This is a genomic window from Streptomyces sp. NPDC087300 (assembly GCF_044744425.1).
GTDB lineage: Bacteria > Actinomycetota > Actinomycetes > Streptomycetales > Streptomycetaceae > Streptomyces.
Window position 1 is genome coordinate 1 of the sequence record NZ_JBIUYI010000005.1, and the last position, 18,754, is coordinate 18,754.

The 18,754-nt window shown below is 68.4% G+C and carries 17 protein-coding genes and 1 pseudogene; 12 read left to right on the plus strand and 6 right to left on the minus strand.

The window, feature by feature from the left end:
* The 3 genes from ACIO9J_RS20430 to ACIO9J_RS20440 form a co-directional block, all read left to right on the plus strand.
* Positions 1 to 171 (plus strand): transposase (locus ACIO9J_RS20430; protein ID WP_402003507.1); only part of this gene is annotated, 171 nt, incomplete at its 5' end.
* 1,199 nt (positions 172 to 1,370) lie between these two features.
* Entirely contained in the window at positions 1,371 to 2,516 is a 1,146-nt protein-coding gene (locus tag ACIO9J_RS20435; protein WP_402001168.1) for an SDR family oxidoreductase, read from the plus strand.
* A gap of 550 nt (positions 2,517 to 3,066) precedes the next feature.
* Positions 3,067 to 3,462, plus strand: a complete 396-nt coding sequence (locus tag ACIO9J_RS20440) for an acyl-CoA thioesterase (protein WP_402001171.1) — start codon at positions 3,067 to 3,069, stop codon at positions 3,460 to 3,462.
* Between the two features lie 54 nt (positions 3,463 to 3,516).
* On the opposite strand, the gene ACIO9J_RS20445 is transcribed toward ACIO9J_RS20440, so the two are convergent.
* The 5 genes from ACIO9J_RS20445 to ACIO9J_RS20465 all read right to left on the minus strand — a co-directional run bounded on the left by ACIO9J_RS20445 (position 3,517) and on the right by ACIO9J_RS20465 (position 7,800).
* Positions 3,517 to 4,047 (minus strand): acyl-CoA thioesterase, encoded by a 531-nt coding sequence (locus tag ACIO9J_RS20445; protein ID WP_402001174.1) that lies wholly within the window; start codon positions 4,045 to 4,047, stop codon positions 3,517 to 3,519.
* 120 nt (positions 4,048 to 4,167) lie between these two features.
* Positions 4,168 to 4,365 (minus strand): hypothetical protein, encoded by a 198-nt coding sequence (locus ACIO9J_RS20450; RefSeq protein WP_402001177.1) that lies wholly within the window; start codon positions 4,363 to 4,365, stop codon positions 4,168 to 4,170.
* 5 nt (positions 4,366 to 4,370) lie between these two features.
* Positions 4,371 to 5,210 carry an HAD family hydrolase gene (locus tag ACIO9J_RS20455; RefSeq protein ID WP_402001180.1) on the minus strand — a complete coding sequence of 280 codons (840 nt, stop codon included), beginning with the start codon at positions 5,208 to 5,210 and terminating at the stop codon, positions 4,371 to 4,373.
* A gap of 150 nt (positions 5,211 to 5,360) precedes the next feature.
* Complete coding sequence (locus tag ACIO9J_RS20460; RefSeq protein WP_402001183.1) at positions 5,361 to 6,362, minus strand: NAD(P)H-dependent glycerol-3-phosphate dehydrogenase; 1,002 nt, start codon at positions 6,360 to 6,362, stop codon at positions 5,361 to 5,363.
* A 391-nt stretch (positions 6,363 to 6,753) separates the two neighbouring features.
* Positions 6,754 to 7,800 (minus strand): AraC family transcriptional regulator, encoded by a 1,047-nt coding sequence (locus ACIO9J_RS20465; RefSeq protein ID WP_402001186.1) that lies wholly within the window; start codon positions 7,798 to 7,800, stop codon positions 6,754 to 6,756.
* Between the two features lie 874 nt (positions 7,801 to 8,674).
* On the opposite strand from ACIO9J_RS20465, the gene ACIO9J_RS20470 reads away from it, so the two are divergent.
* The 9 genes and pseudogenes from ACIO9J_RS20470 (at position 8,675) to ACIO9J_RS20510 (ending at position 17,354) form a co-directional block, all read left to right on the plus strand.
* Entirely contained in the window at positions 8,675 to 9,088 is a 414-nt protein-coding gene (locus ACIO9J_RS20470; RefSeq protein ID WP_402001189.1) for an acyl-CoA thioesterase, read from the plus strand.
* Positions 9,089 to 9,262: 174 nt separating this feature from the next.
* Positions 9,263 to 9,547: pseudogene (locus ACIO9J_RS20475) on the plus strand (tryptophan synthase subunit alpha); the annotation flags it as partial.
* A 52-nt stretch (positions 9,548 to 9,599) separates the two neighbouring features.
* Positions 9,600 to 10,184 (plus strand): thiamine pyrophosphate-dependent enzyme, encoded by a 585-nt coding sequence (locus ACIO9J_RS20480; RefSeq protein ID WP_402001192.1) that lies wholly within the window; start codon positions 9,600 to 9,602, stop codon positions 10,182 to 10,184.
* Positions 10,185 to 10,280: 96 nt separating this feature from the next.
* On the plus strand, positions 10,281 to 11,420 hold the full coding sequence (locus ACIO9J_RS20485; protein ID WP_402001195.1) for an SDR family oxidoreductase: 1,140 nt from the start codon (positions 10,281 to 10,283) through the stop codon (positions 11,418 to 11,420).
* Positions 11,421 to 11,529: 109 nt separating this feature from the next.
* Entirely contained in the window at positions 11,530 to 12,441 is a 912-nt protein-coding gene (locus ACIO9J_RS20490; RefSeq protein WP_402001198.1) for a GDSL-type esterase/lipase family protein, read from the plus strand.
* Positions 12,428 to 13,720 carry a beta-ketoacyl-[acyl-carrier-protein] synthase family protein gene (locus tag ACIO9J_RS20495; RefSeq protein WP_402001201.1) on the plus strand — a complete coding sequence of 431 codons (1,293 nt, stop codon included), beginning with the start codon at positions 12,428 to 12,430 and terminating at the stop codon, positions 13,718 to 13,720. Before ACIO9J_RS20490 ends, ACIO9J_RS20495 begins: the two co-directional genes overlap by 14 nt.
* A gap of 60 nt (positions 13,721 to 13,780) precedes the next feature.
* The gene (locus tag ACIO9J_RS20500) at positions 13,781 to 14,692 is read left to right on the plus strand and encodes an acyl-ACP desaturase (RefSeq protein WP_402001203.1); all 912 of its coding nucleotides are present in this window, start codon (positions 13,781 to 13,783) and stop codon (positions 14,690 to 14,692) included.
* The gene (locus tag ACIO9J_RS20505; RefSeq protein ID WP_402001206.1) at positions 14,689 to 15,591 is read left to right on the plus strand and encodes a GDSL-type esterase/lipase family protein; all 903 of its coding nucleotides are present in this window, start codon (positions 14,689 to 14,691) and stop codon (positions 15,589 to 15,591) included. Before ACIO9J_RS20500 ends, ACIO9J_RS20505 begins: the two co-directional genes overlap by 4 nt.
* Positions 15,592 to 15,728: 137 nt before the next feature.
* Positions 15,729 to 17,354, plus strand: a complete 1,626-nt coding sequence (locus ACIO9J_RS20510; RefSeq protein WP_402001209.1) for an MFS transporter — start codon at positions 15,729 to 15,731, stop codon at positions 17,352 to 17,354.
* 204 nt (positions 17,355 to 17,558) lie between these two features.
* Here ACIO9J_RS20510 and ACIO9J_RS20515 read toward each other — a convergent pair whose 3' ends face one another.
* Positions 17,559 to 18,566, minus strand: coding sequence for a beta-ketoacyl-ACP synthase 3 (locus tag ACIO9J_RS20515; RefSeq protein ID WP_402001212.1), 1,008 nt, complete (start codon positions 18,564 to 18,566; stop codon positions 17,559 to 17,561).
* Positions 18,567 to 18,754: the final 188 nt, after the last annotated feature.

An 18,754-nucleotide genomic window follows, 5' to 3' on the forward strand; every position in this document is an offset into this window, starting at 1 on the left:
CAGCAGGAGGCGGAGAACACGGTCCATCGCCGGGCCCGAGCCCGTGTGGAACACGCCCTGTCCAGGCTGAAGAACTGGAAGATCCTGCGGGACTGTCGGCTCAAGGGCAACGGCGTTCACCAGGCCATGCTCGGCATCGCCCGGCTACACAACCTGGCCCTCACCCGATAACTCACGCCCCATACGGGACAACCTCTAGTCGGCGAGCAAGGTGAACGGGCCATATCGCGAATTCGCACGAAGGCGCTGCGAGCAGAGCCAGATGGAGCACTCAGCAGTAGACGCGAGACCCCATCCACCAAATCGGGCGTTTCTGACGGTAGATGCGGCTTTCGAGCCCGAACATGCGCCTGGACGACCGGGGTCGCCACCCCCGGGCTGACAGAGTCATAGAAGGCCCCTGACCAGGCGCTTTGCCGCCTGGCGGAATGGGCTCGTCTGCCGTCTAGACCAGTCTCTTTCTGTGTGTTTCTGAGTGTTCCCGGGTGCTGTTGGCCATGCGTTGGCCACGCGGCCAACCGCGGAGGTCTTTGGGCCTTCGCCCTCAGGGATGGATCCTCGTTGACGGGTCTGCCCGCGTGAGCGGAGCAGCGCTACGGCATATGGAAGGGGTCCGGCTCTTTGGAGTCGGGCCCCTTATTCGTTCCCGGTGAGAGAGCTGACTGGTGGGTTCCGCCGTGTGCAGGCAGCCGCCGCGAAGCCGGCGAGCGGCGGATCGAAGCGTGGCCCGTCGTAAGCCAGGCCGCCGATGTCGGATGTGCACGAGAGGACCGGACCCCTGGCCGCAGACGTAAGGAAAGCTGCACGGCCGCAGTGCCGGTCGGGGCCGGTCGTGATCTCGGCGACGACACCATCACGACGGCGAATACTGAGAGTCATCGCGGCGCTCTCTCCATGGCGTCCCTCAACGCGGGCCGGATGCGGACCGACCCTCCTGCCAGGAGGCTGGCCATACGAGCGTCTGCGGAGCGGACTGCCAGCACCGCGAACCGTAACGTCATCGCGCCCGGCTGTCCGTCGCCAGGTCACCTCGGTGAACCGGTCGGTACCGGTCGACGCGGCGAGGACCGAGACGGCTCGCGGTGGGGTGCGGCAGTGGGGCAGCGTCGGGGGACCGAGCCCGCCACGAGCGGGCTGGTGCGGCCAGGCGTTCTCCGGGTGATACGCGCAGATGCCTGAAGCGAGCGTCACCAGCGCAGCATCGAGGCGCATGGTGCGGAGCAAAGCAACCAAAAGCGATCTCGTAGCACATGTGAGGGTGGAACGCACTGCAAGGCGACGGTCAGTTACGGTCCCTCGCCAATCGCCCCGAGCCCGACGAGCCTGGCAGGCAGTACTCAGGGGGCGATGGGAAGAATCGAGGTACTGCCATGGATATCGCGCTCACCGGAGGGTCCAGTTTTCTGGGTCTTCGGCTGGCTGCGGAGTTCCTGAAAAGGGGCCACCGACTGACGCTCCTCGCGACCGACGATCCCGCGACGGTCAGGGCACGCCTGCTGCGGCGTCTGAAGCTGCTCGGATATCCGGTGGAGACCGTCGCGGAGGACGGGGCCGACCTGGACGCGACGTACGTCGATCCGGAGGCGCCTCACCTGGGCCTCGGCCGCATCGGCTGGGAGGCTCTCGCCGAGCGCTTCGACGTGCTGTGGCATTGCCCGGCGGGCCTGGACATTTCGGGGGCCCCTGACTTTGCCGGGGGAGTTCCCGCCAAGGGCGCCAGGGCGCTGCTTCCGCTCGCCGCCCGCGGAAGCCGAACGACGGCCTTTCACCAGGTGAGTACGGTACTCGCGCACGGCGCGCAGGAGCCCGGCACGGTGCGCGAGCACTGTGATGTCCTCAAGCAGGGAGCCCCTCGCAACCCCTACGAGAAGGCGTACGCCGACGCCGACCAGTACGTCGACATCGTCGCCGCGCAGTACTCGGTACCGGCCGTCGTGCACCGCACCGGAATCCTGATCACGGACCTGGCCCCCCACCCGGAACTTCCCCAGCACTCCTTGGCCCAGGCGGCCGCCATTGCCGGACGGCTCTTCGCGACCGCCGAACAGGGCTACCACCTCACCCTGGCCCTGCCCGGCGACCCTGAGGGGAGCCTCAACCTGCTGCCGGTCGTCAGCGCCGCACAGGCCATGGCCGACATCGGCGAGTGCGCCCAGGAGCCGGGAGCCCGTCTGGTGCACGTAGTCAACGGACGCAACACGCCGGTGTCGCGGGCGCTGAACGCCTTCGAGCAGCTCTTTCCCGTACGGCTCAAGCTGCGTCCTCCCGGGGCCGCCTACTTCCCGTTCGAGGTCAGAGGGCTGCCCGGTGGCCTGAACGGAGTCCTGCCGTACCTGCGCCAGCACCATTCGTACGAGACCAACGCCCTGCGCGATTTCGGTGTGCCCGTCACGTCGCCCGCCGTGACGCTGAACTACCTCGTTCGCGGGTTGAGGGGTGCGGGCACGGAAGCTGCGCGGTTCCCCGAGGCACCACGTGCCCGAGCAACCGCCGCTCCTCTGACTCTGGCCCCCTGAACTCGTGCGACTCGTCCTCGAATCCTGGAGGTCTCATGGCCACGCACGCCGTACGCGGCACCGTCCGAAGACGCGAGGGAATGCGCAAGACGTTCAAGAAGGTGTACGCGAGCGCGGTTCTCGCCCGCTCATTTCCCTCCGGCAGAACGCACATCCCACCGTGCGAGCGGAGGTACGGGAAGGAGAGCGGCGTGCCGGTGCCGCTCGCCCTGCTCGGCGACTCGCTCTCGCTGTCGGTGGGTACTACAGCGGTCAGCAGGCCGTTGGCGCCACCTTGCCGGGCAACTGGCGGCCGAGGCAGACGTTTCCGTGGAACTGACGGTGGTGGCACGGTTCGGCGCGACGCCCTATCAATGTCACGGAGCGTGAGCCGGAGTTGCGACGTCCTGGCGGCTGTCGGGCCCTGGCCAACCGACCCGCCGGCTCTGACCCGAGCTGCGCCTCTGACGTGCTTCGGACGGGTTGGCCAGAAGTGTGTGGGAAATGGATACGAGGCAGGGTGTGGAGCATGACATCAAATAGCTTGAGTACTAGCGAAGTTGGCCCTCACGTGTGGGAACAGCAGGTGTCTCTCTCGGACCTCGATTGGCACGGCCATGTGAACAACGCGCGGATGATCGCCTGGATTCAGGACTCCTGGAACGATCTGCTTTCGCCGGGCGAGGGTGTGGCGCCGTCCTTCGCCGCGGTCAGCCACGAGGCCCGCTATTCCGTGCCCTTGCCCTACTGCGCGTCGGTAGGGATCCACACCGTGGTGACCGAGATCCGCCGTTCCAGGGTCACCGGAACCGCCAAGATCACAGACGGTGGCGTGGTTCATGCGCAGATCACCACGTCCTGGGTCGCATTCGACGTCGAAGCGCGATGTGCCCGTGCCGTCACCGAGGCCGAGCGGGAGAATCTCGGCCGCCACTACGTTCCCGCCGAGGAAGCGGAAGCAACCTGATCACGGTGGAATTGCCCTTGAGCGGCCCCCGTGCCGCTCGGGCAGGGCCCGGGGCTAGGGATGCAACGGAGAACGCCGACCCGCTGCCTCCGGGCGATACGGCTGCGGGTCGGCCGCACTGCCGCTCGTGGAGCCCCGCGGAGCCCGGTGGGGCGATCGTTTGAGGCGCGGAACGGTGTGTTCTCGCAGACGCTCCAGTTCCTGCTCCGACAGCGCACGCGGTTTGAGGGAATGGGCATCGCGCGCCCCGAATACGGTGTGGACGCCGAACAGCGCCTTGCCCCTGGCCCTCGCCCGGCTCTGCATGCTGAAGACGACATCGCCGATCTCGTCCACCCACACCTCGATGGGCAGCGGCTCGTGCCGGTACTTCACCTCGCGGTAGAGAATCACCTCATGCCGGAGGGCGATGACCCCGTGCGGGAAGAGCGGCCCGGAAGGGTGCGGCTCGTTGTGGGGGATGCCGAGGAGGGCCAACATGGCCTCGCGCGCCAGGGAGAGTTGGGCGATGTCGTCGACAACACCCCTATCTCCTTGGTCAGTTGCTCGGATGGATACTCGGCGGACGAAGATCCGTTGTGGCATGTATGGGGACTCGATTCTCGTCTGTTGACGGGCGCGCATCGGTGATGACGCTCCCGTTGGGTACGGGGGTCTGCGGTGCGGGCCGGGCGCCGCAGGAGGGGGAGGTAACGGTGTGCGGGGCTAGCACGATGCGCTCGGCACCATCGAGCCGAGCAATACGTTCGGACTGCGCGGATCGGCCTTGACCGGCGACATGTGGGCCGCGGCGACCACTTCTGTGTCCTTCTTGTTCAGGGATGTCGTCGCACTGCCGGGCGGCAGGACCGCTGCCGCGAGCCCCACGAGTATCGCGACGAGTGGCATTGCCTTCTTGGTCATGTTCATCAACTCCAAGTCCTGGTAGCTGCGTTGGACCGCATGGTGGGCGGCACCAGTTCCTCGAGCACCCGGGCAACGCCATGTTCGGCGTTGCTCGTGGTCCGCCAGGGGGTGGCTTCCAGGACCGACCCGTGAGCGTTGGCCATCGCGTATCCGCGGGCGGCCCAGCCGAGCATGGCCAGGTCATGGGTGCCGTCACCGAACGCCACCACGCGATCTCGTTCGATCCCCCAGGCTTCGCAGAGCCGGATCAGCGTCGTGGCTCTGGTGACGCCACGAGCAGTCATCTCGATGAGACGAGGAGCATTCGAGCGGGTGGTGGATACCAGTTCCCCGGCCACCCGTTGTGCCTCGGCGAGCAGGTCGTCGGCGTGGATGCGCGGGTGTCTGGCCAAGAGCTTGGCTACGGGAAGCGCGGCAAGGGCGGATACGTCCGCCAGCGGTCGAGCGATCCGCTCGGGGGGCCGGTCGCCGAGCTCATAGGCGGTCTCGTAGATCATGCCCGAGGCGCACTCCGCGGCGAACCCGATGCCGGGCAGCACGGCGCTGAGCCGATCGATGGTCTGTCGCAGGCTGTTGTGCGGAATGAGGCGGTCCTGGACGATGCTCCGGTTCGCCACGTCGTAGACGAAGGCACCGGCGGAGCAGATGGCGTACCCGTCATGAGCCATGGGCACGGCTGTCCGGAGCATCCAGTCCGGGGACCGGCCGGTGACGAGTACGAGGGGAATGCCCTGCTCACGGGCTCGGTCGATCGCCCGGAAGGTCCGGTCCGACACTGCTCCGTCCGGGCCGACGAGGGTGCCGTCGATGGCGGTGGCGATGAGTTCCGGAAGGAAAGACATGCTGCCTGCTTCCTTGGTTCCTGGGGGAGTCCGGAGAGGATCAGGGGCAGCACTCACTGCCCCTCGGAAGGGCTCGGTGGCTCCTGTCGCCAAGTCCGGCGGGCGGGTACGAGTCCCGTGAGGAGTTCGGGCTCTCTCGGCTTCCGCTGCTCAGAGGTGCCGTGCCATGCTCCGCAACAGGGTGGAGATGATGTCGTCGGGCTTGCCGCCCCACCGGCAGATGAGCTCCACGTGCTCGGTGACCGGGAGGTGCGCGCCGTGTGCCCGGGCCAGTTCGCCGAGCGCCTGACTGCTGCGTACGCCCTCGGCGGTTTGGCGCAGAACTGCTTGGGCCTCCTTCACGGAACCGCTGCGGGCCAGCACCTCACCGAAGTAGCGGTTGCAGGAGAGCGGCGAGGAGCAGGTCGCGATCAGGTCGCCCATGCCCGCGGGGCCGAGGAAGGTGGTGGGCTCCGCGCCCAGGCAGCGGCCGAGGAGATGCATCTCCGTCAGCCCTGCGCTCAGGATTATCGCCTTGCTGTTGTCGCCTAGCCCCATGCCGGTGACGACCCCCAGTGCCAGCGCGATGACACTCTTCATGGCGCCGCCGAGTTCGCAGCCCACTACGTCCGTGCTCAGTTGAGGCTGAAGATACGGAGTGGTGACTCCGGCGCAGACAGCGGCTGCTCGTTCCGGGTACAGACCGGCCACTGTGGTGGTGGCGGGCTGCTCGGCGGCGAGTTCGACGGCGTGGTTGGGGCCTGAGATGACCACGACGCGGTCCTCGGAAACCTTGAGCTCGTCCGTCACGACTTCGCTCATGCGTGCCTTCGTGGGGACTTCAAGTCCCTTGATCAGACTGACGATGGTCACGTCCGCCGGAATGTGCCGCCCCCAGGCAAGGAGGTTGTCCCGCAAAGCGTAGCTGGGCACCGCCAGCACGACACCGTCCGCGCTCGCGAGGACCTCGGCGGCGTCGACGTCGGCCGTGACGGTGGGGGGCAGTGATGTCGTGGGCAAGTAGGCCGTATTGCGGTGTCGTTCGCGGATGTCCAGGGCGACGTCCTCGCGGCGCGCCCACATCGTGACGGAATTCCCCGCGTCAGCAAGCACTTTGGCGAAGGCGGTGCCGAAAGTGCCTGACCCCATGACGGCTACGCGCTGGGTAGTCATGAGACTTCGACCTCCTGAGAGCCGGTCAGGATCCTTCGAATCTGCTGAAGATTCTTCACATCAGATGGGAGACGGAATCCCGAGATGCCTAGTTCGAGCATTCCCGCAAACCACGATCCTATGAGTCATCATCAACAATCCGTGTAACCGGTCACATGGAGTGGTGGCAGGTTGACTTCGGCTCTGCCCTGGGTTGCAATCACGCCGGTGTGCTCGTTCGTGTGCTCTGGCGGGGTAAGGGTTGCGGATACCGGGCTGTTGCCTTCGTGAATTGGGCAGTATTCCCTGAAATTACTTCCGAGTCATGCCAAGGTCATGAGCGAGGCGTGGGCTCTCAAGGTTGCATAGCGTGCACTAGCCCCCTCTTCCGGGGGATACCGGCGGGCGTATCTCAGGTGCGCAAGGTATGGCTCGGCAGGGTGCTATAAGCCTCGCGGTAGTAGGCCGTGAAGCGGCCGGGTTTGGCGAAGCCCCAGCGCGCGGCGATCGCGGCGACGGTGCACCCCTGCGACGCGTCGGCGGCCTGAAGTTCGCGATGGGCGCGCTCCAGGCGCAGACGCCGCAGGTACATCCCTGGGCTGACGTCGAAGTGCCGGGAGAAGGCGAGTTGTAGTGCGCGCGGACTGACGCCGGCCGCCGCTGCGATCTGAGACACCGTCACGGGATGCTGTGCCTGCTCCTCCATGTAGGCGACAGCTCGTCGTAGCACGGCGGGCGCAACCCTTCCGTCGCGTCTCCGGTTCGGGTGGGCGAGGCCGGAGTGGGCGAACGTCGACAGGAGTTTGACCGCGAGCATGCGGGCGGTCTCTGCCTTGACCAGCGGTTGGCCGAACGTGGTCGCTGACTGTCGGCTCTCCGCGTCGAGGAAGGCCATGAACGCGTTCCAGGAGCGCGCCGCGTGCGGGTCGCGCGGCGTCATGGAGTCGAATCGGAGGTCCTCGGGTTCGATTCCGAAGATCTCCGAAGCGGTGCGGGCCGCCAGATCGTAGGGAATGTTGATCACCGCGGAATGAAGGCCCTGCCACTCGACTCTGGCCGCCGCGGCGGGCGGGAAGAGCGCGAGCTGCCCGTCGGCCAGCCGAGTCTCGTGCCGTCCGCTGGCGATGCCGACCTGGCCGTCCCGTACGGCGACCACGGCAAGGGAGTTCATCGGTTCGGTGTGGCAGACCGTGTGCAAGTTGTGGTGGAGGGTGTCCAGCCGAAAGACGCCGAAGTCAGCCGTACGCAGGATGAACTGCAGCCGCTCCGCGTCACGGGGCACGGAGACGTCATGCCGCACGTAGGCGCGCTCCAGCTGCTCGTGAGCCTCGTCGACGCTATGTGTCGCGAAGCGGGACACAGGAACCGGGGCGGGCTGATCGAGCACATTTTCCTCCTGGGCGAAACGAACCGGAGCCAACCCCTGCAGATTTCCCCGGAATCCCGACCAGAACGACATGTAAGCGTCAGGTACGTGCGCTCCCCGGCTCCCGTTCCCCGTCGGCGGGGACACCGGGACGACCCGACGACCTCACCGACGCGCTTCGAGCAGAGGGGACCGCGTGGTGGGCAGCACTCCACGGGGCGGTGAGCGAAGGGCGCCATCGAACTGACTCAGGGAGGAGCGGGCGCTCGGCTCCGCACGTACGGGCAGGGGGACGTGCGGGTCCGGGCCAACCTCACCACTGGACGAGCCAGGAAGGCCCATGCATACGTGGTCTTCGCGCCCGGAGTTGGGGACGCAGGCCGGGCGCCGAGCCGTCAGGTTCGACACTTCTTGCCTCTCACCGTATAGCGATTACACGCCAGATTTCCTGAAACAGTTGGAGATACCCAAAAGGCGCATGAATGAGTGCGTGCCATGGGCAGAGGGGACCACCTAGATCGATGAATGCCCGTGCCGGCCGCGGTGCACGGCGTGTGTCGCCGCGGCTGTCCCAGGGGGATGACCCTCCGCAACGAGGTGCACACCTGGGCGGCGCCCGCGTCGGCCATGTCGGAAGGCGGCAGAGGCGCACACCCGAGTGGAGTAGGGAGATGGGCCACTGCTGAGGGTGCCAAGTAAGGGTGAAGGTATGCCTTCACATCAGATGGCCCCCAAGGCCCACTCCCTAGCTCGGCTGATCTCGGATCTCTGCTCTGAAGTCGATTCGCTGCCAGCGCCGGACCGTCTGCCCATCCTGGAAGTGCTCTGTACGGCCGTCCGTCGAGATCTGGAGCCCGCAGTGCTGCATGCTGCGTCAGGAACGGCTGAAGAGAGTCATTTCAATCCTTCCGAAAGCGACTGCGGAAGGGTCCTTCGTGCCGCGTTGGGGCTGCGCTGAGGAACGGGAATGAGACTTCACGGCCTCTTGTGTCGGTTGACCCCTCGCTACTCCGACCTCGATCTCTTCGGGCACGTAAACAACATTCGACTGCTCGAACTCGTACAGGACGCCCTCTTTTCCCTCGCCTGGCCAGACGAAGTGGACGGCCTGTTCTCCGATGGGTTCTTCATCGCCCGTCACGAAATCGACTACCACGCACGCATGAAGCGGGGATTCCAGCCCGTACCCGTCGAGGTGTGGGTCGAGGCGGTGGGGAACAGCTCCTTCACCGTACGGTGTGCCTGTCGCCAGGAGGGGCAACGCGTTTTCACCACACGTTCCGTAGTCGTGGCCCGCGCCCGACGCGAGGAACGAGCGCGCCCACTCACCCCACGCGAGCGCGCATACCTCACCAACCACATGTGCCCGTCCCTCGGGTAAGAGGCGCCGTCGACGGCCGTTCAACACTTTCACGCTGCCACGTCCGGGATTCCCGTTCGGTAGAGCGCTGCTCGGGGATCCGCATGGAAACAGGACCCCTCGACTGCGGAAGGTGGCATGGGACGTGCCAGGAGAGAACCCGGCAGGGAAGCAGCTCGGGCGGAGCGCTGCCTCATGACCGCCTCCGCCGCCACACGAGATGGCAGGACAACGACCGGTTCCCTCAACCCCTGCGGGCGGCTGGAGCGGGCCCTCGCAGTCGCGCGTGAGCGCGATCGTGCCGCGGTGATCGGCTATCTGCCCGTGGGCTATCCGAGCGTGCCCGGCTCCCTCGCGGCGATGCGCGCCATGGCGGAGGCGGGAGCGGACGTCGTGGAGGTGGGCCTGCCCACGCAAGAGGCCTTGCTGGACGGTCCCGTGATCCGCGACGCACTCACTCGGGCGCTGAGCGGAGGAGCTGGGCCGGAGCAGCGAGCGTCGGCGGGACGGTGCCGCGGCTCAGCTGACGCCGATGCCTTCGAACGAGGAGTCGGCTCCCGCGACCGAGGGAACCCTGCGGGACGTCGAGATCTTCACCGTGCTCGCCAAAGTGCTTCCCGAGAACGGGATCGTGGTCAACGAGGCGGCACAACAGCTGCCCGCCTACTGGCAGTTCGCGGCCGTCTCGTGGCCCGGGAGCTTCTACTTCACGGGCGCGGGCGGTCTCGGCTTCGGCCTCGCGGGCGGCGTCGGCATCCAACTCGCCAGGCCCGAGCGGCCGGTGGTCGCGGTGATCGGCGACGGTTCCATTCAGTACACGCTGCAGGCGCTGTGGACCGCCGCGCGGTACCGGGTTCCGCTGACGGTCGTCGTCCTGGACAACAGTGAGTATGGGATTCTCAAGAACTGGGGCCGCACCCTGGGCGCCGGGTCCGTGCCGGGCCTGGATCTCCCCGGCATCGACATCATGGGCCTGGCCACCGCCTACGGCGTCACCGCCTGCCGGAACAGAGGGATTTCAACACGTTCAACAGGCCAAGGGACGGATCGGTGTCTCCCTGGCCGCTGGACTGATCGATATAGGCGAAGACGGAGCCAACCTGACGGACTCTCGTGAACCGCCACCTGGCCCGATGTGCGAAGAAGGCGCACCGCGGTCGACAGGACGGGCGGAGAGCACCGCAAGAGCAAGAGGGAGAGAGGGCTGACGAACATGGACATCGCACTCGCTGGGGGCTCCAGCTTCCTCGGGCCTCGGCTCGCCGCGGAGTTCCTGGCAAGAACACATCGGCTCACGCTGCTCGCCACCTGCGACCCCGCAGTGGCACGCAGGCGCCTGCTCGACCGGCTCGCGCTCCTCGGCTATCCGAGGGAATCGGTTCTGGAGATGAGCCGGTGCCTGACCGCGGTGTTCGTCGACCCGCAGGCGCCACACCTCGGGGTCGGCCGCGAAACGCACCACCGGCTCGCGGAGCGCTTCGACGCGTTGTGGCACTGCCCGGCGAGCCCGGAGAGGCACCGCGGATGCGACTTCGCGGGCGGAGTCCCCGCGCTGGGGGCCCGCGCGCTGCTGCCGCTCGCAGCCCTGGGGGAACGCCCGACCGTGTTTCACCAGGTGAGTACCGTCCTCGCGCACGGGGCGCAGCCGCCGGGTACGGTCACGGAAACGGGCTCCGCACTGGATCCGGGGACCTGCCGCAACCCGCACGAGCGGGCGCACGCCGACGCCGATCGGTACGTGCACAGCTACGCGGCCGACACGAGTACCCGGGCGGTCGTGCACCGTACCGGTCTCCTGGTCACCGACATGGCCGACCACCCCGAGCTCCCGCGGCACGGACTCGCTCAGCTCGCCGCGGTGGCCGGGCAGCTGCTCGCGACGGAACGAGGCAGGGAACGCCTCGCCCTCACCCTCGCGGTGCCCGGCGATCCCGAGGCGCGATTGAACCTCCTGCCCGTGGCGGCGGCCGCGCGCACCATGGCGGAAGTGACCGAGCGAGCGCATCCCCAAGGGCCCCGGCTGCTGCACGTGGTGCACCCCAGGGATACGCCGATCACCCGCGTAGTCGACGCTTTCGAGCATCTCTTCCCCCTGCGGGTCTCGCTCAGGCCGCCCGGGAGCGCACACCTCCCCATAGACGTGCGCGGCCTTCCGCAGGGCCTCGACGCGGTCCTGCCGTACCTGAGGCAGCGGCTCTCCTTCGACACCGGCGTCCTCGACTCGCTCGGAGTGAGCGTGCGGGCTCCCCGGGTCACCACCGACTACCTGGTGCGTGGCATGAAGGGGGCAGCCACGACATCGGTGGCGCCCGATGGCGGACCGCACGTCGGTGTGCTCCCCGTTTCTGTGTGACCGGGACGCGGCCTCGTCCGTACGAGGGAGACGCCACCTCAACTCTCTGCAAGTACCACGGGACATCTGTCTCTCCAGTCCGATGTCCCTCCAGTCCGAGGAGGCACACATGAACAAGGCTTCGGCCCCAGGGGCCGATTCGGCACTGCTCTCGGGAGCCCGCAGGCTCTTGACCCGTTGTTACGCGGCTTGTCTGGCGGGCGCGCCGTACCGCACCGCGAGGCTGCCGGAGTTCACGGCCGACGGCCGGTACGGCGAAGGAGGGAGAACAGCGCTCAGCCTGATGCTGCTCGGCGACTCGGCCAGCCTTGGCTGTGGAGCTGACCGCCCTGACCAGGTCCCCGCCGCGATGCTGGCCTCGGCTCTCGCCGACGAGCTCGCCCGACCCGTCGACGTACGGGTCGAGGCGGTGCGTGGAGGCACGGCCACGTCGATGCAGAGTCAGGCGGAAGCGGCGGTCTGGGCCGAGCCGGACGTCGTCGTGGTCATGACCGGAGGGGACGACATCCTGCACCCCGTCCGCCTCCGCCGCCGGGCGAGGCAGCTCGCCTGCCAGATCCGGTTGATGCGCACAGAGAACTGTGCGGTCGTGGTGGCGCCCCGCCCCGACGTGGGATGGGGGGACGGGCTACGACGCCCGGTGCGCTCCCTGGTGCGCCGACGGGCCCGACGCCTGGCCCGACTGCAGACCACGGTCGCGCTCGCCGAAGGCGCCCGGGTCACGTCCCTCGCGGAACCGCTGTGCCGAGAGGACCCCGTAGGCACGCACGCTGCCGATGGGCTCCACCCCTCGCCCGCTGCCTATGCAAGGGCCGTGGACCGCCTGCTGCCCGCTGTGCTGGCCGCGGCCGGAGGCGCGGCACCGGAGAGGGGGCACCCGGGGCCGGGCGAGTTCGACTTCCCGGCCGCCGCCACCGCCGCGTACGCGAACACCCCCGACGCCCATTTCGCCTCGCTGGGAGGCGATCGGGTCGCGCTGCGGCTCCACCGAGCGATGAGGACATCCCATGACTCGATCTGAACGCGCGACGTTCCGCACCACCCGCGCGACACCAGGCGTCGCGATCACCGGCCTGGGCGCGCTCACACCGATCGGACGCGGTGTTTCCACGACGTGGGCCGCCGCGCTGCGCGGCGTCAGCGGGGTCGGCGAGCTCCCGGAGGACTGGGCCGATGAACTGCCGGTGCACATCGCCGCTCGCGTACCCGCAGACTTCGGGGAGGCGCTTTCCCGCCCGGAACATCGACACCTCGACCGCAGTGGCCAGTTGGCGCTGATCGCCGGTCGAGAAGCCTGGGCGGATGCCGGATACCAGGGCGCGGCCGGCGGCGACTGCGCACTCGACCCACGCCGTGTCGCTACCGTCTTCGGCTGCGGCATGGGCGGCCTCGGCACCACACTCGACCAATTCGAGGCCCTTGGCGCGAAGGGCGCGCGCTCCGTCAACCCCTACTCCGTGACCATGCTGATGCCCAATGCCCCGGCCGCGGTCCTGGGCATCGAGACGGGCGCGAGGGCCGGCGTGCACGCGGTGGTCAGCGCTTGCGCGTCCGGTGCCGAGTCGGTGTCCCGCGCCGCCGAACTCATCCGTCTCGGGCACGCCGACGTCGTCCTCGCGGGAGGCAGCGAAGCGATCGTCAGGCCCCTGGCCATCGCTGGATTCGCCGCCATGCGCGCCCTGTCGACCAGGAACGGTGAACCGGAGCGGGCCTCCCGGCCCTTCGACAGGGACCGGGACGGATTCGTGATGGGGGAGGGAGCGGCGGCTCTCGTCCTTGAATCCACCGAGCACGCCCGTGCCCGAGGGGCCCGCGTCTACTGCGAGCTCGCCGGCTCCGCGACCACGGCCGACAGCCACCACATCGCACAACCGCACCCGGACGGCGGCGAGTTGTCCCAGGCGATCGACCTGTCACTGGAACGGTCCGGCCTCGCTCCGGCGGACGTGGTGCACATCAACGCCCATGCCACCTCGACGCCGACGGGCGACCTCGCCGAATCCCGGGCCCTCAGAAGGGGGTTGGGGTCGGCGCTCGACGGCGCCGCGGTCTCCGCCACCAAGTCGATGACCGGGCACCTGATCGCGGCAGCGGGCGCCGTGGAAGCGGCGTTCGCCGCCCTCGCGCTGCACCACAGGACGGCTCCGCCGAGCATCAACCTCGACAACCAGGACCCGGCCATCGAGTTGGACGTGGTCCGGGACGAGCCGCGCCCCCTGCCCGATGGGCCCATCGCCGCGTTGAGCACCTCACTCGGATTCGGCGGGCACAACGTCGCGCTGGCATTCCGTTCGGTGTGACGCGTCAGCACCTCCGAAGGGTTCTGCCCTTACCTCTCACCCTCCAAGGAGGAAGTCCGCATGTCGATCGATCTGCTTGTCGAGCTCGAACCCGTCGTCGAGGAGAACCTCAACCGGCATCTGAGCATCGCCAAGGAATGGATGCCCCACCGATACGTGCCCTGGGGACGCGGCCAGGACTTCGCCGAGACCGAGGAGGCGGAGCTCGAAGCCTGGGATCCGGACAAGTCACCGCTCTCCGCCGAGGTGCGGGCCGCGCTCGAAGTCAATCTGCTCACCGAGGACAACCTGCCGAGCTACCACCACGAAATCGCCACGCGCTTCGGACGCGAAGGCCCGTGGGGCACCTGGGTGCATCGCTGGACGGCGGAGGAAGGCCGCCACGCGACCGCCATCCGGGACTATCTGGTCGTCACCCGCAGCGTGGACCCGGACGAGCTGGAACGCCGGCGCATCGCCGTCATGGAAGCGGGTTACGACGGCGGCGACCGCACCATTCACGAAACGATCGCCTACGTCGCCCTGCAGGAACTCGCGACGCGGGTCGCCCACCGCAACACCGGACGACGAACCGGCGACCCGGTCGCCGACCGGCTCCTGTCCAGGGTCGCGGCCGACGAGAACCTGCACATGGTGTTCTACCGCTCGCTGGTGGACGCGGCGCTCGCCATCGATCCGTCTGCCATGGTCCGGGCGATCTGTCGGGAAGTCATGGCCTTCGAGATGCCCGGAGCCCAGATCCCGGGCTTCCGGCGCAAGGCCATCGCCATCGCCCGCGCCGACATCTACAACCTCGGCGTGCACGGGAACGACATCCTCGGGCCGTTGCTACGGCATTGGCGGATCTTCGATCTGCCCGGACTCGACGCTTCAGCGGAAGCCCTGCGCAGCGAACTCGCCGTGTTTACCGCGCAGTTGCAAGTCGATGCGGAACGCCAGGCCGAGCGCTTCGCGAAGGCGGCCCATCGATGAGCGGGCAGCACGGCGACCTCGGTCGTCGCCTCAAGAAGACCTTGCTCCGGTACTACTCCCGGGCCGTACTCGCCACCCCGGTCCGTCTCGACCGCGCGGAGATCCCTCCATGTTCGGGGCGCTACGGCTCGGGGGCCGGTGAACCCCTGCGGCTGGCTCTCCTAGGTGACTCGCTGGCCCTCTCCGTTGGCGCGGGGCATTCCTCGCGGGCCGTGGGCGAGGTGCTGGCCGCCGAGCTCGCGGCCACGGCCCACCGCCCCGTCGACCTCAAGGTGCTCGCCCGCTTCGGTACCACCGCGACCTTCCTCGGACGACAGGTCGAGCGCCTCGGCCGACTCGACGGCGCCCCCGGCACCGCCGTGGTGATCGTGGGCGGCAACGACGTGCTGGCGCCCGTGCGGATCGCTGCCTCGGCCAAGCGGCTGGCGGAGCACCTCGGCAGGCTGCGGGACATGGGCTGGTCCGTCGTGCTGGCCAGCTGCCCCCAGATCCGCCACCAGCCGTCGCTGCGCCGTTGGGTCCGTCGCCTCGCCGGGCGCCGCAGCCGCCGTCTCGCGATGCTCCAGACCCGTGAGGCGTTGCGGGCCGGAGCACGGGTGGTGTCCCTCTACGACAGCCGACTCCTCCTGCGAAGCACGGACACGCTGCTCGCCGGGGACGCCTTCCACCCGTCGGCAGAGGGATACGCCGTTCACCTGGAGCGCATGCTGCCGGCGCTGTTGGCGGCGTCCGACGTCAGCACTGACCACGGCGGGCGCGAGATGCTTCTCGACGAGGCTCTGCAGGCCGCGGTCATGGTGCCGGGACTGCACTGCGCACCGGGTACAGGGCAGGGGCTGGCGGTGGTGGGCCTCGGCCATCACCCCCTGTCCGAGGCGATGAGCTGGTCCAAGGAGTGAAGGAGTCGTACCGTGCCGCCTGCCCGAGACGTGCTCGCCGTCCTGTCGGCCGGGGGACGACGAATACCGACGTCCTCGATCGACGCGCTCCTGAGCCCCCCTGCTCCTCGGAGCAGGAACAGCGCCTCACTGGGGAGATGTTCCGAGTGCTGAGCGGTGACATTCGGCTGCTGTGTCGCTCGGTGAGGTCAGCTGCTATCCGGGTGGCCTCGGGGGTTCGTTCAGCAGGGCCCGCACGGCGGGCTGCGAACGGTAGGGGAGGAAAGCGCGCCGCATCGACTGTCGAAGCGCTGCGCTCGGAGATCGACGAGACCTGGGAGCGCCGTGACGAACTGCCGCGCCACAGCACAGAGGTACGCGCCCGGCTGGATGCCGCCCTCGACTTGATGGAAAGCGGTCTGGAGCGCTTGGCGTGTGTGAGTCAGGGCGAACGTCTTCGTCGACGAGGACAGCCCGGTGGACACCTGGGGGCGTTCCGCGGCACGTTGACGGTGCTCCACCATCGCGCATTTCGCATCTACACCAGCGGCCAGCTCGCCGCCTTCACGGGTACGTGGATGATCCGCATCGGCCAGGACTGGCTGGTCCTCCGGCTGACAGGGTCATCGACAGCCGTCGGGGTCACCATCGCTCTGCAGTTCATGCCACTGCTGCTGTTCGGCCTGCCGGGCGGAGTGCTCGCCGACCGTTTCCCCGAACGGCTGCTGCTCCTCACCACCCAGGCGTCCTCCGGCCTGGCCGGGCTGACCCTGGCAGTGCTGGCATTCACCGAGACGATCACCGCCTGGCACATCTACGCGACGGCTCCGCTGGTCGGCTTGGCCGCGGCCGTCGACAACCCGACCCGGCAGTCCTACGTAGGGGAACTGGTCGATGCCCGCGACATGCGCAACGCCGTGGCACTGAGCATCGCCGTCTTCCAGCTCTCCCGCGTCCTGGGGCCTGCCGCGGCCGGCGCCCTGCTCACCACGGCTGACTCCGGCTGGGCCTTCCTCGCGGGCGCGTTGGCGCTGCTGGGCCCGATGAGGAGCCTCACCGCACTCAGGCCCTGCGACCCTCCACAGTCCGTGCGGACCGAACGTTCCACGGGCCGGTTGAAGGAAGCCCTTCGCTACCTATCGAGCCAGCCACAACTGGCCACCGTTGTCGCTCTCTCGGCTCTCACCGGCACGTTCGGCTACACCTACCCCGTCTGGCTGACCGCCTCGCCGACCGTACCTTCCCCGCAGGTGTCGGCCTGTACGCCCTGTTCAACACGATCATGGCCCTGGGCGCTGACCGGAGCCCTCCTCCCCGGCCGTCGCGGTCCCATCGGTATGAGGGAACTGATCAGTTACGGCTTGGTGCTGGGCCTCTTGGAAGCAGCAGCAGCGGCGGCGGCACCCACTGTCTCGACCTTCACCGCGCTGATCATTCTCGTCGGGGTGTTCAGCATGGTCTTCAGCACCCGCACCAACGCCCACATCCAACTCGCCACCCCGCCGCACCTCCGCGGCCGGGTCCTGGGCCTGTACGTCGCGGGGTTCGTCGGCGGAACGTCGGTGGGCAGCCCGGTCATCGGCCGGATCGCCGACCTCTACGGCTCCCGGGCGGGTCTGCTGGCCAGCGGCAGCATCTGCGTCCTCACGATCAGTGCAACCGCGCTCACCGGGGTGCCTTCGCCGGACCGGAGGGCGCGGTGTGAGACGTCTGCGCGGAGGAAGCAGGGGCCTGCCACGGCCCGGGCGAGGAGTCCGCCGGGAGTGTGGGCGGGACGGGTGTGAGGGCTCGCAGCCGCGTGCCGAGGTGCTCGGCGATGCTGAGCATCAGGTCGGCCGTGGAGTCGCTGTCCATCTGGGGGTCGTAGAAGGGCATGGCGGATTACCTCTCGGATGGTGGGCGATTGAGTGTCGGAGGGGGGCGGGGAGGCGGCGGGTGGACGGCAACGCCTCGGGAAGGCGGTCGGCGACAGCACCCCGTGAAAGGAGTCAGGGCAGTTTGACGACTTGGGCGGCATAGGTGACGCCCGCTCCGAAGCCGACGAGGAGCGCCAGGGCGCCGGACAGACGCGGCTGTTCGGCCAGCAGCGCGTCGACGGCCATCGGGACGGAGGCCGCCGAGGTGTTGCCGGACGAGACGACGTCGTGGGCGACCACGACGTGCGAGGGCAGGCCGAGCGCGCCGACGAGGGCCGTGGTCATGCGGTCGTTGGCCTGGTGCGGGACGAACGCACCGAGCTCGTGCGCTTGTACGCCGGCCTTGTCCAACGCCTCACGCGCGGCGCTCGGCACCTGCTCGGTGACCCAGCGATACAGCTCAGGTCCGCGCATCGCCAGGTAGGCGGGCGGCCCGTCGGGAGCCACCCTGACCGGCGCCATGGGGGAGCGGCGCAGAAGGTGTCCCTCACGGCCGTGGGTGCCCCAGGCGACCGGGCCGATCTCGGGCTCGGGGGAGGCACAGACGAGTCCCGCGCCCGCGCCGTCGGCGAAGATGACGCTGGTCGTGCGGTCGTGCGGGTCGACGACGTCGGACATGCGCTCGGCGGCGACGACCAGGACACGCCGGAAGGCGTGGGTGGCGACCAGGCATCGGGCCAGTTCTAGGCCCACGCAGAAGCCGGCACAGGCGGCGGATACGTCGAAGGCGCCCTGGACGCCGCCGAGTTCCTTGCCGATGCCGCGGGCCAGTGACTGGTCGCTGTCGAGGTGACTCATGGATGCGGCCACGACGCAGTCGGGTGCTTCGGCTCCGTGGCGCGTGAACCCGGCTCTGTCCAGGGCGACTTCAGCTGCCCGTGCGCCCATGAACTCGAGCGATTCACGCGGTTGTGCGATCCGTCGTGCGGCGATGCCGGTGCGTCGGCGGATCCAGGTGTCCGAGGTGTCCAGGCCGTGTTCCCGGGCGAGCTCGTCATTGCCGAGCCGGGCGCGTGGGCGGTAGGCGGCGACCGAGAGGAGCCGGGCCGATGTTGTATCGCGTACGGGGGGATTCAGCATGGAGAAACTCCTGGTCCCTGGTGCTTAACGGACGTCTTTTTGTATTCTCTCCTCGCCTTGTCGGCCGGTGGTGATGCCTGGTCCGAGCCCGCTGCCGCATAGCCGAATATGCCTGACCAAATTGCTGGCAGGGGTCTCACATCATGCAGTTCCCGGGAATTTCAGAAGGATTCCTCGGCGCGCTATTC

Excerpts from the sequence above, each read along its gene's own strand:
- ACIO9J_RS20465 (WP_402001186.1), bottom strand. The coding sequence starts at position 7,800 with ATGTCGTTCTGGTCGGGATTCCGGGGAAATCTGCAGGGGTTGGCTCCG.
- ACIO9J_RS20450 (WP_402001177.1), bottom strand. The coding sequence starts at position 4,365 with ATGACCAAGAAGGCAATGCCACTCGTCGCGATACTCGTGGGGCTCGCG.
- ACIO9J_RS20485 (WP_402001195.1), top strand. The coding sequence starts at position 10,281 with ATGGACATCGCACTCGCTGGGGGCTCCAGCTTCCTCGGGCCTCGGCTC.
- ACIO9J_RS20495 (WP_402001201.1), top strand. The coding sequence starts at position 12,428 with ATGACTCGATCTGAACGCGCGACGTTCCGCACCACCCGCGCGACACCA.
- ACIO9J_RS20505 (WP_402001206.1), top strand. The coding sequence starts at position 14,689 with ATGAGCGGGCAGCACGGCGACCTCGGTCGTCGCCTCAAGAAGACCTTG.
- ACIO9J_RS20480 (WP_402001192.1), top strand. The coding sequence starts at position 9,600 with ATGCCTTCGAACGAGGAGTCGGCTCCCGCGACCGAGGGAACCCTGCGG.
- ACIO9J_RS20510 (WP_402001209.1), top strand. The coding sequence starts at position 15,729 with ATGTTCCGAGTGCTGAGCGGTGACATTCGGCTGCTGTGTCGCTCGGTG.
- ACIO9J_RS20455 (WP_402001180.1), bottom strand. The coding sequence starts at position 5,210 with ATGTCTTTCCTTCCGGAACTCATCGCCACCGCCATCGACGGCACCCTC.
- ACIO9J_RS20435 (WP_402001168.1), top strand. The coding sequence starts at position 1,371 with ATGGATATCGCGCTCACCGGAGGGTCCAGTTTTCTGGGTCTTCGGCTG.
- ACIO9J_RS20490 (WP_402001198.1), top strand. The coding sequence starts at position 11,530 with ATGAACAAGGCTTCGGCCCCAGGGGCCGATTCGGCACTGCTCTCGGGA.
- ACIO9J_RS20515 (WP_402001212.1), bottom strand. The coding sequence starts at position 18,566 with ATGCTGAATCCCCCCGTACGCGATACAACATCGGCCCGGCTCCTCTCG.
- ACIO9J_RS20460 (WP_402001183.1), bottom strand. The coding sequence starts at position 6,362 with ATGACTACCCAGCGCGTAGCCGTCATGGGGTCAGGCACTTTCGGCACC.
- ACIO9J_RS20500 (WP_402001203.1), top strand. The coding sequence starts at position 13,781 with ATGTCGATCGATCTGCTTGTCGAGCTCGAACCCGTCGTCGAGGAGAAC.
- ACIO9J_RS20445 (WP_402001174.1), bottom strand. The coding sequence starts at position 4,047 with ATGCCACAACGGATCTTCGTCCGCCGAGTATCCATCCGAGCAACTGAC.
- ACIO9J_RS20470 (WP_402001189.1), top strand. The coding sequence starts at position 8,675 with ATGAGACTTCACGGCCTCTTGTGTCGGTTGACCCCTCGCTACTCCGAC.